Source organism: Streptomyces sp. NPDC002884, from assembly GCF_040295245.1.
In the GTDB taxonomy this organism is placed as follows: Bacteria; Actinomycetota; Actinomycetes; order Streptomycetales; family Streptomycetaceae; genus Streptomyces.
Genome location: NZ_JBEOVB010000024.1, coordinates 82,631 through 96,742, shown reverse-complemented (window position 1 = coordinate 96,742; position 14,112 = coordinate 82,631). Strand labels below are relative to the sequence as shown.

Annotated in this window: 10 protein-coding genes; 3 read left to right on the top strand and 7 right to left on the bottom strand. The window is 72.1% G+C overall.

All coding sequences use genetic code 11. The annotated features are described in order from the left end of the window. Positions 1–108 precede the first annotated feature (108 nt). The 3 genes from ABT070_RS33425 to ABT070_RS33415 form a co-directional block, all read right to left on the bottom strand. Entirely contained in the window at positions 109–867 is a 759-nt protein-coding gene (locus tag ABT070_RS33425) for an NUDIX hydrolase (protein WP_267021135.1), read from the bottom strand. A 130-nt stretch (positions 868–997) separates the two neighbouring features. Then, positions 998–2,917 (bottom strand): glycogen debranching N-terminal domain-containing protein, encoded by a 1,920-nt coding sequence (locus ABT070_RS33420; protein ID WP_351766214.1) that lies wholly within the window; start codon positions 2,915–2,917, stop codon positions 998–1,000. Positions 2,918–3,599: 682 nt separating this feature from the next. Next, complete coding sequence (locus ABT070_RS33415) at positions 3,600–5,495, bottom strand: DUF4192 family protein (protein WP_351766212.1); 1,896 nt, start codon at positions 5,493–5,495, stop codon at positions 3,600–3,602. Between the two features lie 164 nt (positions 5,496–5,659). Here ABT070_RS33415 and ABT070_RS33410 point away from each other — a divergent pair, with 164 nt between their 5' ends. Further along, complete coding sequence (locus tag ABT070_RS33410; RefSeq protein WP_351766210.1) at positions 5,660–7,825, top strand: RecQ family ATP-dependent DNA helicase; 2,166 nt, start codon at positions 5,660–5,662, stop codon at positions 7,823–7,825. A 343-nt stretch (positions 7,826–8,168) separates the two neighbouring features. After that, a complete protein-coding gene (locus ABT070_RS33405; protein WP_351766208.1) occupies positions 8,169–8,789 on the top strand; it encodes a hypothetical protein in 621 nt (206 codons plus the stop codon). A gap of 193 nt (positions 8,790–8,982) precedes the next feature. Here the strand turns inward: ABT070_RS33405 and ABT070_RS33400 are convergent, their stop codons facing one another. The 3 genes from ABT070_RS33400 to ABT070_RS33390 form a co-directional block, all read right to left on the bottom strand. Next, positions 8,983–9,621 (bottom strand): hypothetical protein, encoded by a 639-nt coding sequence (locus ABT070_RS33400; protein ID WP_351766206.1) that lies wholly within the window; start codon positions 9,619–9,621, stop codon positions 8,983–8,985. A 68-nt stretch (positions 9,622–9,689) separates the two neighbouring features. Next, positions 9,690–10,391 (bottom strand): ribonuclease HII, encoded by a 702-nt coding sequence (gene rnhB, locus ABT070_RS33395; protein ID WP_351766204.1) that lies wholly within the window; start codon positions 10,389–10,391, stop codon positions 9,690–9,692. Between the two features lie 93 nt (positions 10,392–10,484). Then, positions 10,485–11,108 carry a TetR/AcrR family transcriptional regulator gene (locus ABT070_RS33390; protein ID WP_351766201.1) on the bottom strand — a complete coding sequence of 208 codons (624 nt, stop codon included), beginning with the start codon at positions 11,106–11,108 and terminating at the stop codon, positions 10,485–10,487. A gap of 187 nt (positions 11,109–11,295) precedes the next feature. On the opposite strand from ABT070_RS33390, the gene ABT070_RS33385 reads away from it, so the two are divergent. Continuing rightward, positions 11,296–12,843, top strand: a complete 1,548-nt coding sequence (locus tag ABT070_RS33385; RefSeq protein WP_351766199.1) for an MFS transporter — start codon at positions 11,296–11,298, stop codon at positions 12,841–12,843. 335 nt (positions 12,844–13,178) lie between these two features. On the opposite strand, the gene ABT070_RS33380 is transcribed toward ABT070_RS33385, so the two are convergent. Beyond that, positions 13,179–14,105 carry an ADP-ribosylglycohydrolase family protein gene (locus tag ABT070_RS33380; protein ID WP_351766197.1) on the bottom strand — a complete coding sequence of 309 codons (927 nt, stop codon included), beginning with the start codon at positions 14,103–14,105 and terminating at the stop codon, positions 13,179–13,181. Positions 14,106–14,112 lie beyond the last annotated feature (7 nt).

Sequence of the window (14,112 nt, the reverse complement as noted above, 5' to 3'; positions counted from 1 at the left end):
TCCCTTTTTCCCGTTCACCGCACGGTGAGGCCGTGCGGCCGGTCACGCAGCCTCGACCGGCCGGTGCGAGATCCCTCTCCACCTGTCGGTGGGCCCGGCCGGCGTGGGTCACACCTCGGGCCGCAGCATCGGCGGGTTGAGCAAGGTCGCGCCGCCCGCCCGGAAGAGCTGGGCGGGGCGGCCGCCCTGCCGAGTGGTGGTGCCACCGGTGGGCACCAGGAAGCCGGGCGTGCCCGTCACCTTGCGATGGAAGTTCCGCGGGTCGAGCGCCACGCCCCACACCGCCTCGTAGACCCGGCGGAGCTCGCCCACCGTGAACTCGGTGGGGCAGAACGCGGTCGCCAGGGACGAGTACTCGATCTTGGAACGGGCCCGCTCCACCCCGTCGGCGAGGATCTGGGCGTGGTCGAAGGCGAGCGGTGCGACCGGCTCCCCGTCACGGCCGTAACCGCCGTGCTGAAGCAGCTCCTCGACCGGCGCCCAGCGCGCGTTGCTGGCGTCTCCGCCCGCTCGCGGCGCGGGCAGATCCGGGGCGAGCGCCAGGTGCGCGACGCTGACGACCCGCATCCTCGGGTCGCGCTTGGGATCGCCGTACGTGGCGAGCTGTTCCAGGTGGGCGCCGTTGTCATGGGCCGGGGCCGAGGGGTCGTGGGCACGAAGCCCGGTCTCCTCCGCCAGCTCGCGCGCCGCAGCCTGGGTGAGGTCCTCGTCGGCCCTTACGAAGCCGCCCGGGAGCGCCCACCGCCCCTGGAACGGCGCCTCACCCCTGCGCACCGCCAGCGCGCACAGGGCATGGCGGCGCACGGTCAGCACGACCAGGTCCACGGTGACGGCGAAGGGCGGAAAGGCTGACGGGTCGTAGGGCATGCCGCGATCATAGTCGTCTTCCTGACGATAAACACTCCCTTCGTCGGCCGCTTCGATGGCTGATCCACTTCGGTGCCGCGGGGCCGTCGGCGCCCACCCCGCCCGACGTCCGGAGCCGCGTCGTACGAGGTCACACTCCCAATTGCAGTCCGTCGGCCGCCTCCTCCACCATGGCGAGACCGAGCCGACTGACCCGTACGGAGAAGGGGGCTCCGGCGACCCGCAGTCCGGTCAGGCCGATCTCTCCCAGGGGCGCGCCTCGCAGGGGACGCAGGGTGACGGTTCCGGCCGGAGCGTCGGGCCGGACGCCGGTCAGGGTGGTCAGCAGCAGGACACCGGCCGCCGCCGCGGTGGCCGCGGGACGACAGGCGGCCGGATGGGGAAGCGGGGCTCTCCCGTCGCCGCGCTGCTCCCCCGCGTACATCTCCGGGAGCCGGTGCCCGAAGGCCTCGGCCGCCGTCAGCAGGCCTCGCAGAAGCGCGGCGCTCTCCTTCTCGTAGCCCGCGGCGGCCAGGCCGGCCACGGCGATGGCCGTCTCGTGGACCCGGACGGCACCGCTGCGGTGGCCGAAGGGGTTGTAGCCGACCTCCTTCGCGCCGAGGCCACGCAGTCCCCAGCCCGAGTCCATGACAGGGCTGCCGAGCAGCCGGGCGAGTTGTTCGGTCTGCACCCGGTCCAACAGCCCGGAGGCGTGGGCGCCGCCGCCCAGCAAGCCGGTGTCGAGGAGGTGGACGGCCGTCGCGCAGAGGTGGGGCAGCGGTCGCCCGTCCGGGGTACGGGCGGTCGCGGGTCGGCCGCCTCCGGGATCGTCGATCCAGAAGTCCCGCCGGAAGGTGGCGCGCAGTTTCCGGGCCCACTCCCGTAGCCCGTCCCCACCCTGTCTGCCGCAGGCGTCGAGCAGGTCGGCGCCGAGCAGTGCGGCCCGGTGGGCGTGGGCCTGTGTCTCGCAGCGGACGGGACCACTGGGCTGGGGGTCACTGAGGTAGGGCCCCTCGCCGACCGTCGCACGCAGCCAGGTCAGGCAGCGCTCGGCCGCCGGCAGCAGTTCCTCCGTGTCACGGTCGGGCAGACCCCATCGGCGGGCCTCCGCGAGGAGCACCGGGAAGAGCAGGGTGGCCTCGGTGCCCGTACAGCCCGGCGGAAGGTGCGCGCCCGCGTCCCGCCGGGGGCCGGGGATCATGCCGCACCGTGGCCCCGGAGCCGTGATCTGTGTACGGGCCAGGGTGCGCAGCGTGCCCGCGGCCAGGCGGGTGCCGAGAGGCAGGGTCATGCGGGCCGCGGCTAGCGCGTCGGCCGGTGCCAGACCGCAGCGCCACGGCGCCCCTGCCGCGAGGTGGGTGTCGGCGGGGTGTGCGGGGTCTCGCACCAGCAGGGCCTGCAGATCCGCGACGCTCGTCGCCAGGAGCGCCGGAAGGCGCGGATCGTCACCGGTCGCCTCTGCCGGGGCCAACGGGCTCGTGGCCGCCCGCCCCACGGCTCGGACCGGTCCCGCACCGTCCAGGCGGACCCTCAACTCCACACGGACGGTGCCGCCGGGAGGCAGGTCGAAGTCCCAGCGCAGCAGACCCGCGGAGGCGAGCGCGTCGGCCGGGGGCGGGTCGGCCGTGACGAACGAGGCCCCGGCGGCGCAGGACCACCGGAGGCCGGAATCGTGGACACTGGCGGCCAGTTCGGGCCCCACGCTGCCGGACGCGATCGCGCCCAGATCGGCCAGATCGGCGCCGAGTGCCACCTCGACCGGGAGGCGCAGCGGCCGGGCGACGGCGCTGTGCAGCATGATCACTTCCGTACCGTCCGCGGAGCGGGTCCGCTCGACGACGACGTCCGGGTCCGGGCCGCCGTGCGGTGTGACACGGAGCGTGCCGACGAAACGGGCCCGGTCGGCCGCGGTCATCCGGGCCTGGACCGCCAACGGTTCGCGTCCCGCCACCCGCACCTGGCAACGGGACAGGATGCGCCGGCCCGCCCGGTAGAACCCCTCCAGCCCATCTCCCGTCAGCTGCCCCTGGTCCGTCGAGATGGCGAGGCCCGGCAGGGCGACGCAGATCATCGCCGTATGGGCGGGGGGCAGGCCGACGGAGCGAGGCCGGGTCGGCGTCCCGGGCTGTGCCCCGGCGCCTCTGGACGGGGGTGGCGGCTGACGACGCCCGGTGCCGGCCGCCGGGGAGGCGGACATGCCTCGGATGCCCGGACCGGTGGACAGGCGTGGGCCCCCTTCCGGCCCGATGAGCGGGGAGGGTGGTGAGGTGCGCCGGCCCCCGCCCGGAAATCCGGTCCGTTGCGGGCCGGGCCCGTCCGCGCGTGGTGGGTCGTTCCCCGCGCCAGGGGGCGGCATAGGGGTCTCGTGGCCGGAGCGTTCGTCGGCGGCTGAGGGCGGAGTCGGCTGATGCATGCGGTGACTTCTTCTGCTCTCTGTGCGCCTCGGGCATGGTCGAGGCCGGGTGGGCGGCTCCGGCAGGGCGGTGCGCTGCGGCGGCACGACCCGTGCAGGCGTTCCGCCACTCAGGTGAACGGGACGGGACTCCCCCAGGTCACGCCCCGTGGCCACAGGGCCCACCGAATGGCGGCCGGATACGGACAGACCGGGCCGGCTTCGGAGCACGCTGGGCCGACCGGGACGCATGCGCGGCCAGGGCGTTCACCGGGCGGCACGACAGGCTGCCGAACCGGCTTTGGTCACCGGCGAATGCCCACGCGGGACGCCGTCCTTCACCACGAAGGCCGGGCTGGCGTCACCCCTGTCCCAGGGTGTCGTCGCTGTCCGGCCTCAGGCCTTCCGAGGAGTCGTCGCGGCGCCGCGTGGGGGCCTTCCCCACCGGGCGAGTGCGGGATCCTTTCCGGCTCGGCGCGGCAGGGTGCGTGCTGTGCGACCTCGGCGGCTTGGCACGGAGCTCGTTCGTTCCCCGTGCGCGGCGTTCCGGTTCCTGGCCTTCCTCCGCTCCTGCCACAGCCTGTGCGCGACCCGCGCCGGCACCGGCCGGGCGGACGCGGCGACGCCTGCGAGCAGGCGTGAGGGCGGATGTCGGCACCGGTTCCGATGCGCAGAGGGCCTCAGTGTGCGGGACGGAGCCGGAGGTGCCCTTCCCTTCTCCGGGTCGGTCCTCGTGTGCGGTTTCGCCGGCGCCGGCCATGTCGTTCGGTTCGCCGCAGCAGCTTCCTTCGCCGGAGGGGCTTCCTTCGCCGGAGCAGCAGCGCCGATCGGAGCAGCCTCCCCCGCCGGGGTGGTTCGCCGCCCCCGCATACCGGAGGTCGGCGGACGCGTCTCCCTCCTCGGTTCCGCACCCGCCTGCGCGGAACCCCGTCCCGTCGGTGTCCTGTGGGCCCTCGGAGTCCTCGGAGTCCTCGGAGTCTCCGGTGGCGGCCGCCTCGCCAGGCGTCTCCGCTGCCGTGGGCAGTCCGCGTCCCTCGCGCTCGTTGCGCAGGCAGCGTCGTACCGACTCGGGGTCGAGGCCTTCGTTGCAGGCCTGGTGCAGGAGACGGGCGAACAGATACTCCGGGTCCGCCCCCAGGGCCATGGCGAGGGCCTCCCTCGCCTCCAGTTCATCGCCGCTGGACCAGGCGACCCAGCCGGCGAGGGTGAGGGGCGCCGCCGCGTGTTCGCCGTAGGGCCCGACACAGCGCCGCGACAGCGCCCGCCACAGGCGCAGCGCGGGGGCCGCTTCGTCGCCCTCCATCCACGCCGCCGCCCGGTCACGCGTCACGCGGTCCTGAAGGCCGAGAATCAAAGCCGCGGCTTCGTCGAATCCGAGCAGTTCGTCGTCTCGGCGGTCCGCGACGAGAGCACCCGGCACGACGGGCGTCTCGGCGAGGCGGCGCACAAGCCGTCCCGCCAGTTCGAGCGTCTCCTCGCCCACCGCCGCGCGACTCGCCTCGTCGAGGATCCTCGGGACGAGCGCCATTCCGGCGGTGTCCAGGGCGACCTCCTGCTCCAGCGCGGCGCCGGTCTCCAGGGGCAGCAGTCGAGCGCGCAACTCGCGCAGGGTCCCCCTGACCTGGATCCCCGCGTAGGTCGCGGCCGCGGCCAGGACGGAGGTGCCGGGCAACCCCATCGCCGCCCCTTCGACCGGGCAGCAGCCCTTGCCCCCGCAGCAGTACGACCAGAAACGGCCGTCGGAGATGCAGAGCGCCTCGATCACGGGAACATCGAGGCGGCCACATTCGAGACGTAGTCGGTGGGCCAGTGGCTGGAGCCGCTCCATGACCTGACGGCCCGTCTCCCCCTTCCCCGGTTCCTGGCAGAGGTAGGCGACCATGGTCGCGGGACGGGTGCCACGGCGCTCGCTGCCCTTCACGAGCCCTTGCGCCAGTTGCTGGGCGACCGCTTCCCAGTCGTCCGGGTTCGCGGGAATGCCGAGCCGGGCCCGGCCGCCGAACCGGCCTCGCCCGCCGCGGTCGTGCAGGGCGACCAGGACGATGCTGTCCTCCGGCCGGTACCCGAGCAGATAGGGCAGGGCGTCGGCCAGTTCCCCCGGAGTCCGCAGGGTGACCTGGTGGTCGGCGGGGCGTGCGCCGTACCCGACATCTCCGTCGTACATCGTGTGGCTGACATAGGCCGGGTGCTCACGTCCGTCCCGTCCGGCGATGTCGCCGTTTTCGGAGGATCCAGTGGTTTCGCTGTGATTCGTCATGCGCCGACGATCTCGCGGATCACAAGGTTCCGCTTAGCCTGTGGATAAGTCCGATCAGGAACACGTCAGACATCCGGGGTGGACGGGCCGCGGCACGGCCGAGCGAAGCCCTGCTCCTTCCCGCCGCTGACCGGATTGTCAGCGCCGTCCTGTTGTATGGGGGCATGGAGCACACGAGCAACGCCGATCTCCGCGCCGACGCCGACGCCGTCCTCGCCCGCCTCGTCGGGGACGACACGGGCGTGGCCCGGCTGCGGGAAGACCAGTGGCGGGCCATCGAGGCACTGGTCGCGGACCGGCGCCGGGCCCTGGTCGTGCAGCGGACGGGGTGGGGCAAGTCCGCCGTCTATTTCGTGGCGACCTCCCTGCTCCGCGCCCGTGGCTCCGGCCCCACGGTGATCGTCTCTCCGCTGCTCGCCCTGATGCGCAACCAGGTCGAGGCAGCGGCCCGGGCCGGTATCCACGCACGGACCATCAACTCCTCGAACACCGAGGAGTGGGACACCGTGCAGGACGAGATCGCCGCCGGCAAGGTCGACGTCCTGCTGGTCAGCCCGGAGCGGCTCAACAACCCGGACTTCCGTGACGAGGTGCTGCCCGCGCTGGCGGCCGCGACCGGACTGCTCGTGGTCGACGAGGCCCACTGCATCTCCGACTGGGGCCACGACTTCCGCCCGGACTACCGTCGGCTGCGGACCATGCTCACCGATCTCCCGCCGGGCGTACCGGTACTCGCGACGACCGCGACCGCCAACGCGCGCGTGACCTCCGATGTCGCCGAACAGCTCGGCACCGGCGGCACCTCTGACGCCCTGGTGCTGCGCGGCCCGCTGGACCGCGAGAGCCTCAGCCTGAACGTGCTGCGGCTGCCCGACGCCGCGCACCGGATGGCGTGGCTGGCCGACCATTTCGACGACCTCCCCGGCTCCGGAATCGTCTACACGCTCACCGTCGCCGCCGCGGAGGAGGTCACCGCCTTCCTCCGGCAGCGCGGCCACATCGTCGCCTCGTACACCGGACGCACGGAGAACGCCGACCGGCAGCAGGCCGAGGAGGACCTGCTGGCCAACAAGGTCAAGGCGCTGGTCGCCACCTCGGCGCTCGGCATGGGCTTCGACAAGCCCGACCTCGGATTCGTCGTGCACCTGGGTTCGCCCTCCTCCCCCATCGCGTACTACCAGCAGGTGGGTCGCGCCGGTCGCGGCGTGGAGCACGCGGAGGTGCTGCTGCTGCCGGGGAGGGAGGACGAGGCGATCTGGGAGTACTTCGCGTCGCTCGCCTTCCCGTCGGAGGAGCTGGTGCGCCGCACACTGGATGTCCTCGCGCGTGCGGAGCGGCCCGTGTCGCTGCCCGCTCTGGAGCCCTTGGTGGAACTGCGCCGCTCCCGCCTGGAGACCATGCTCAAGGTCCTCGACGTGGACGGGGCGGTCAAGCGGGTCAAGGGCGGCTGGCTCGCGACCGGACAGCCGTGGCGGTACGAGACCGAGCGGTACGAGTGGGTCGCCAAGCAGCGCAAGGCCGAGCAGGAGGCGATGCGGCAGTACGCGTCGACGACGGACTGCCGGATGGAGTTCCTTCAGCGCCAGCTCGACGACGAAGGCGCCAAGCCCTGCGGCCGCTGCGACAACTGCGCGGGGGCGCGTTACGCCGCCGAGACGTCCACGGCCGCGCTGGACGCCGCGCGCGTGGACCTGGGCCGAGCGGGCGTCGAGGTGGAGTCCCGCCGGATGTGGCCGACCGGCCTCCCGGCGATCGGCGTCGAGCTCAAGGGGCGCATTCCGGCCGGTGAGCAGGCGTCGACCGGGCGTGCGCTGGGGCGCCTCTCCGACATCGGCTGGGGCAATCGGCTGCGCCCGATGTTCACCGCCCAGGCTTCCGACGAGCCGGTTCCGGACGATGTGGCGAAGGCCGTGGTGGGAGTGCTGGCCGACTGGGCGAAGGGTCCCGGCGGTTGGGCCTCCGCGGTGGCCGACGCCTCGCCTCGCCCGGTCGGCGTGGTCACCATCGCCTCCCGCACACGACCGCAGTTGATCCACTCGCTGGGCGCGCGCATCTCCGAAGTCGGCCGACTGCCGCTCCTGGGGTCGGTGCAGTACACCGCCGACGCTTCGCCTATTTCCCGGAGCAACAGCGCCCAACGCCTCAAGGCGCTCCACGGCATGCTGGAGGTGCCGCCCGCGCTCGCCGCCGCGCTCGCCGAGACCCCCGGACCCGTTCTGCTCGTGGACGACTACACCGAGACGGGCTGGACCCTCGCGGTCGCGGCCCGGATGCTCCGCCGTGCGGGCGCGCAAGGGGTGTTGCCCCTGGTACTGGCTGTGCAAGGCTGACCACAGATGGCGACCGGCGAAGCCCGCCCTGAGCGTCTCCGGCCGCCCGCCGGTGGCGCCTCGGCGTCCGCGCGCCGTCGAATTCGCCGCTTCGGAAGCGCGCCCGAGGCGTGAGCTGCCGGCTCACGTGTCCTTCCGCGAATCACTGGGTAAGGATATAAGTCACTCATCGTCACATAACGGTCGGTGGCCCCAATTGCTCGTTGCCGCATCCAAGTTCGGCAGGAAGAATTGAGTTCCGCTCCCCGCACGGCTCGCCCGTAGTCCGGTAGGGCTCTGCTGCGGCGTGCGCTCCCCCGAACCCGACCCGCCCGCAGTGTGGGCCGTAGCCGAAGGGAGGATCGTGACCTTCGGATTCGCTCCGTCCTCGGCGGCATCGTTGTCGACGTCCACGTCCGCCACCTCCGCCACCCGCTTGCTCGAGCCCGCCGAATGGGCGGCGGCCGGCATCCCGCTGCTGCGCAACCCACGGGAAGTCGTCAGCGGCCTGCACTCGCGGCACCGGCCACGGCCGGCCACCGCGATCGTGGCCGTGCTCGACCCGGACGAACGGGTGCGGGCCAGCGCCTCGTTCACCAGGCGTCAGGCCTCGACCGACGGCTGGATGTTCCGCAACGCCCTGCTCGCCCAGTTGCGCCGGGTCATCCCGCACGACCTGAGGCTGCGCACCCCCGTGCGCACCGCCGTGCTGCTCTACTGCCGTGACGGCGACGCGCGCTGGACGGAGGAGGACGGAGCGTGGATGTGGGGCCTGCGGGATGCCTGCACATTGCACGGACTGCGCTGCGGGGCGTACATCACTCTCACCCGGGACGGCTGGCAGGTCCTCGGCGAGGGGCGCGGAGGCCGTCGGCCCCACGCCGATTCGACTCCGGAGCCCTTCGCCCTGTCCGAGGCCCCACCGCTGCTGCCCCGGACCGGCGGCGCCGCCTCGGAGGTACTGCGTCGCGCGGCAGCCCGCTGAGAGGCGGCCTTTCGGCCGGAACCCACAAAGACTCGGCCCCCGGGAGGCACAAAGCTCCCGGGGGCCGTAGTACGTCGTCGCGTGCCGAGCCCTGAGCCGTCCGCGCTAGGTCGGACCACCAGGGCACACAACAGAGGCGCCGCACCAGCGACGCCTCCATGAGCCCGGCGCCTCCCGGCCTACCGGAGCCGGCTCAGACGCCCGCGCCCAACGCCGCGTTGATCTGCTGCGGATCGCCACAGACGATCAGCAGGCCGGCCGCCCGAGCACGGGCCAGCGGCAGCACGGTGGTGGCCACGGTGTCGGAGCCGCCGTTGACGGCGACCACGACGACGGGACGCACACCCGCCCGGTCCACCACAGCGGCATCCGCGTAGAAGACGTCGTCTCCCGCGTCGTGCTGCGCCCAGTAGGGCGCCTCGCCGAAGGTCAGTTCATGGGTGGCCCAGGGGTGCTGCTCGCCGGTGGTGATCACCAGCACGTCCCCCGGAGTACGACCCGAGTCCAGGAGGAGGTCCACAGCCTCCTCGGCGGCGTCCAGCGCGCCCTCGGCCGAGGCCGGGATCACCTGGACCTGGGGAGTCGCCGAAGCGGACGCGGCGACGACAGGGGCGGCCGGGGCCGAGGGCCCGGGCTTGGCGGCCACATCACGCGGCGCGCGTTGCACCGGTGGCGTGGGCCGGACGGGTCCTGGACGACCGGGACGCGACGGAGCCGCGGGACGGGGTCCGGGTACAGGTCGAGGGGTCGGCGCTGTGCGGCCGCTGGCCGGGGTGGCGCGAGGACCCTGGGCACTCTCGTGAATCTGAGGCTCCTGGGGAATGAGAGGCATGAGCTGTTATTTATCAAACGTTGGTGCGGGAAGCGCCAGCGGGTGGCACATCAGTGCGACCGGAATCGTCAGAAGTCGAAGCCGAGTTGACCTTCGACTCCCGGAACGCTCCCGATCGCCCAGGTGCGGGCCTTCTTGAGGTGCCGCCACTGGGGCAGCGCATCAAGATACGCCCACGACAACCGGTGGAGCGGAGTGGGTCCCCGCTCCTGCAGTGCGGCCTTGTGCACGGGCGACGGATACCCGGCATTGTCCGCAAAACCGAAGTCTGCATGGTCGATGCCCAGTTCGGCCATCATTTTGTCGCGCTGGACCTTGGCGATCACCGAGGCCGCCGCGACCGCCACGCAGGACTGGTCGCCCTTGATCACCGTGCGGACCCTCCACGGCGTGCCGAGATAGTCGTGCTTCCCATCGAGAATCACCGCGTCCGGACGCACCGGGAGGGCCTCCAGGGCCCGCCCGGCGGCAAGCCGGAGCGCGGCGGTCATCCCGAGGTCGTCGATCTCCTCCGGGGAGGCGTGCCCCAGGGCGTGCGACGTCACCCACGTCAGCAGCTCCTGCGAGAGCTCGTTTCGCCGCTTGACGGTGAGCAACTTGGAATCGGTGAGGCCCACGGGGGGCCGACGGAGTCCGGTGACGGCGGCGCAGACGGTGACGGGTCCGGCCCAGGCACCGCGGCCCACCTCGTCGACACCGGCAATGACCTTCGCTCCGGTCGTGGCGCGGAGGGAGCGCTCGACTGCGTGAGTGGGTGGTTCGTACGGCATGTCGCCCTTAGATTACGCCGCCCCGATCCCGTCGCGACACCCCGGTCGGCGCAGACCCCTCACCGACCGGGCGCCGGGGCGCCGAGTCCGCGCTCAGGTCATGTCCGGCCGCAGCAGCGGCAGCATGAGCCAGTCGATCATCTCATCGAGCTCACGATCGTTCCATTCGCATCCGCACATCTTCGACCGGTACATCATCATGGCCGGGATGGCATCGAAGACATAACCGTTCGCCGCGTCGGGTCGCACCTCTCCTCGTTCGATTCCACGGGTGACAACCTCATGCAGGAGCTTTACGGTCGGCTCCACCACTCCCTCGATGATCAAGGTGTGGAAGCGTTCAGCCTGGATCGGATCGCATTCGTGAATGATCGAGCGCAGCGCGAAACCGGGGCGGGAGAACATGGCGTCACGCGCGTCACGGCACAGCGCCATCAGATCCTCACGCACGCTGCCCAGATCGGGTACGGCGTCCAGCCGAGGCAATCCGGCCCGCAGGGCGTCCGCGACGAGCGCCTCCTTGGACGGCCAGCGGCGGTAGACGGCGGCCTTGCCTGTCTGCGCGCCGGCCGCCACCCCCTCCATCGTGAGGCCGTTCCAGCCGACGGTGCCCAACTGCTCCAGCGTGGCATCGAGAATCGCACGTTCGAGCACGGCGCCGCGCCGGCGGGGAGAGGACGCCCGAGCGGGGGCGGCCGTCCAGCGCGAAGTAACCATCCGAGTGTCTCCAGCGAGCAGAGGAAGCGGGGATCAGGGGGTGGAGCGATGATCTGCGCGACCGCGACGGGGGATACGCCGAGAGGCGACGCCGCGAGTGAACGCTTGCGTTCACTACGAAGAACTCACTACCGTTGACGGGCCAGTGAACGCCATCGTTCACTAATGCTCTTGTGGGGGACTCATAGTGACAACCTCTCAGCTGACTCAGAACCAGAAGCCCGGAGCGGCCCGCCGGGAGGGACACCCCGGCATCGCGCTCACCGTGATCGCGGCCTGCCAACTCATGGTGGTACTCGACGCGACGATTGTGAACATCGCGCTCCCGCACATTCAAGACTCGCTCAAGTTCAGCACTACCGATCTCACCTGGGTGGTCAGCGCCTACACGCTCACCTTCGGCGGCCTGTTGCTGCTCGGTGCCAGGGCGGGTGACATCCTCGGCCGGCGACGAGTGTTCATGGCCGGCATCCTTCTCTTCACCTTCGCCTCGCTCCTGGGCGGACTGGCCCAGGAACCCTGGCAGTTGCTCGCCGCACGCGCCCTCCAGGGTGTGGGAGGCGCCATCGCGTCGCCCACCTCGCTGGCGCTCATCACCACCACGTTCCCCGAGGGACCGGAGCGGAACCGGGCCTTCGGCGTCTTCGCCGCGGTCTCCGCGGGCGGCGGCGCCATCGGCCTGCTGGCGGGCGGCATGCTCACCGAGTGGCTCGACTGGCGCTGGGTGCTGTTCGTCAACGTGCCCATCGGCGTACTCATCGCCTTCGTCACACCGCTCTACATCAGCGAGTCCGAGCGCCATCCCGGACGCTTCGACATAGCCGGCGCGCTGACCTCGACGCTCGGCATGGCCTCCCTGGTCTACGCGTTCATCCGCGCGGCGGAGGAAGGCTGGCGGGACGGCGTGACCCTCGGCGCCTTCGCGGTCGCGCTGGTCCTGCTGGTGGCCTTCGTGTTCACGGAGGCACGGGCCAAGGAGCCGATCACTCCGCTGAAGATGTTCGCCGACCGCAACCGCTCCGGTACGTACGTGATCATGCTGAGCCTCGCTGCGGCCATGTTCGGCATGTTCTTCTACATCGTGCTCTTCGTGCAGAACGTGCTGGGCTACAGCCCGATCAAGGCGGGTCTCGCCTTCCTCCCCGTCACGGTCGCCATCGCGGCGGGCGCGGGGCTGTCGCAGCGCTTCCTGCCCACCGTCGGCCCCAAGCCCTTCATGATCGTCGGTTCCGCGCTGGTGGCGCTCGGCCTCACCTGGCAGGCCTTCATCAGCCCCGACAGCTCCTACGTGGGCGGGGTGCTCGGACCGATGGTGATCTTCGGCTTCGGTATGGGACTGAACTTCGTGACGGTGACGGTCACCGCCGTCTCGGGTGTCGCCCCGCACGAAGCGGGCGCCGCGTCCGGCCTGCTCAACGCCACCCAGCAGGTGGGAGGTTCGCTCGGTCTGTCCATCCTCACGACCGTCTTCGGCACGGCCAGCAAGGACGAGGCGGAGAAGCAGTTGCCGAAGTTCCTCACGGAAGGAACCCCGGAACAGAAGGCGGAGTTCGCCAAGACGCACCAGTTGCCCGCTCCCTGGGGGCACGAGGTACTCGCCCACGGCATCTCGACGGCCTTCGTCCCCGCCGCCGCGATGGCCGCACTGGCCCTGGTGACGGCATGGTTCGTCATCCGTATCCGGAAGAGCGACCTGGAGGCACTGTCCGGCACGCCGGGCCCCACGGCCGGCTGACGGGACGGCGTCGCCGGCCGACCCGGGAGTGTCACCGCCTGTCACGCCGAGGGCGCGTCCACCGCTTCCGGGTCGGCCCGCACGGCCTCTCGGTACCGACACCGACATGATCGCCAACAGGTCGAACCGCACGCCCACCCCCTAGGTCGTCCCACAGTCACCCGCCCGGCTGCACGCACAGGTCGCGCAGCGGATGCCCGGACAACGCACGAATGGTCACGCAGAGTTCCCGTCGGACACCGAGAGTTCTCGGCGGCCCGCCGCACCACCCCGCCCGGCGCGACGACGCAGGCTCACGATCAGGCGCCAGGCGCTCGCCCGTCAGGCGTCTGCCGTCAGCCTCGGGCTTCGGGCATCACGTGGCGCGCGGGCATCCACCCCGGCAACGCCTCCACCTGCCGCACCCAGGCCTCCGGCGGAGTCCCCGCCCTGCCGGACGCGAGGATGCCGCCCACGATGGCGCAGGTCGTGTCCACATCGCCGCCCACCTGCGCGGTCGTCCAGAACGCCGTCTCGTAGTCGCCGAGGGCGCGCGCCGCCGACCAGACCGCGAAGGGGACGGTGTCGTGGGCCGACGTCCGTCTCCCGCACCCCAGCACCGCCGCGACGGTGGCCGCGTCGGCGTAGTCGAGCATGTCCCGGGCGCGCCGCAGACCGGCGCCGACGGCACTCTTCGGGACGAGGGCGACGACGCCGTCCAGGAGCGCCTCGGCAGTGGGCGGCCCGTCGGGGGCGCCGACCAGCGCGGCGGCCGCGGCGACGGCCATGGCCCCGACCACGGCCTCCCGGTGCTGATGCGTGGGGTAGGCGGAGATCTCGGCCTGATGGGTCGCCTGCTCGGGATCGTCCGCGTACCAGGCGCCCAGCGGCGCGACGCGCATCGCGGCGCCGTTGCCCCAGGACCCCTGCCCGTTGAACAGGGCGGCCGCCAGCTCACGCCAGTCGGCACCCTCCCTGACCAGCCTCAGCAGCCGGTTGACCGCGGGACCGTACCCGCGGTCGAAGTCGTGGTGCTGCGCGAAGGACCGGGCCAGCGCGTCCTGGTCGATGCGGTGGTGGGCGGCGAGGACGGCAACGACGGAGCAGGCCATCTCCGTGTCGTCGGTCCACTGCCACGGGCCGGGCGGCAGCTCCCGGCGCTGGAGCAGCGGATAGTTCACCGGCACGAAGAACTGCGAGCCCAGCGCGTCGCCCGCGGCGAGGCCTCGCAGGCTTGCCAGCGCGCGCTCCAGGCGCCGGTCGGGAGAGGGGTCAGTGGTCATCGCTCTG

Bases quoted from the DNA above. Each gene is read 5' to 3' on its own strand.
- ABT070_RS33380 (WP_351766197.1), bottom strand. From the start codon at position 14,105: ATGACCACTGACCCCTCTCCCGACCGGCGCCTGGAGCGCGCGCTGGCA.
- ABT070_RS33420 (WP_351766214.1), bottom strand. From the start codon at position 2,917: ATGATCTGCGTCGCCCTGCCGGGCCTCGCCATCTCGACGGACCAGGGG.
- rnhB (WP_351766204.1), bottom strand. From the start codon at position 10,391: ATGCCGTACGAACCACCCACTCACGCAGTCGAGCGCTCCCTCCGCGCC.
- ABT070_RS33390 (WP_351766201.1), bottom strand. From the start codon at position 11,108: ATGGTTACTTCGCGCTGGACGGCCGCCCCCGCTCGGGCGTCCTCTCCC.
- ABT070_RS33425 (WP_267021135.1), bottom strand. From the start codon at position 867: ATGCCCTACGACCCGTCAGCCTTTCCGCCCTTCGCCGTCACCGTGGAC.
- ABT070_RS33410 (WP_351766210.1), top strand. From the start codon at position 5,660: ATGGAGCACACGAGCAACGCCGATCTCCGCGCCGACGCCGACGCCGTC.
- ABT070_RS33415 (WP_351766212.1), bottom strand. From the start codon at position 5,495: ATGACGAATCACAGCGAAACCACTGGATCCTCCGAAAACGGCGACATC.
- ABT070_RS33400 (WP_351766206.1), bottom strand. From the start codon at position 9,621: ATGCCTCTCATTCCCCAGGAGCCTCAGATTCACGAGAGTGCCCAGGGT.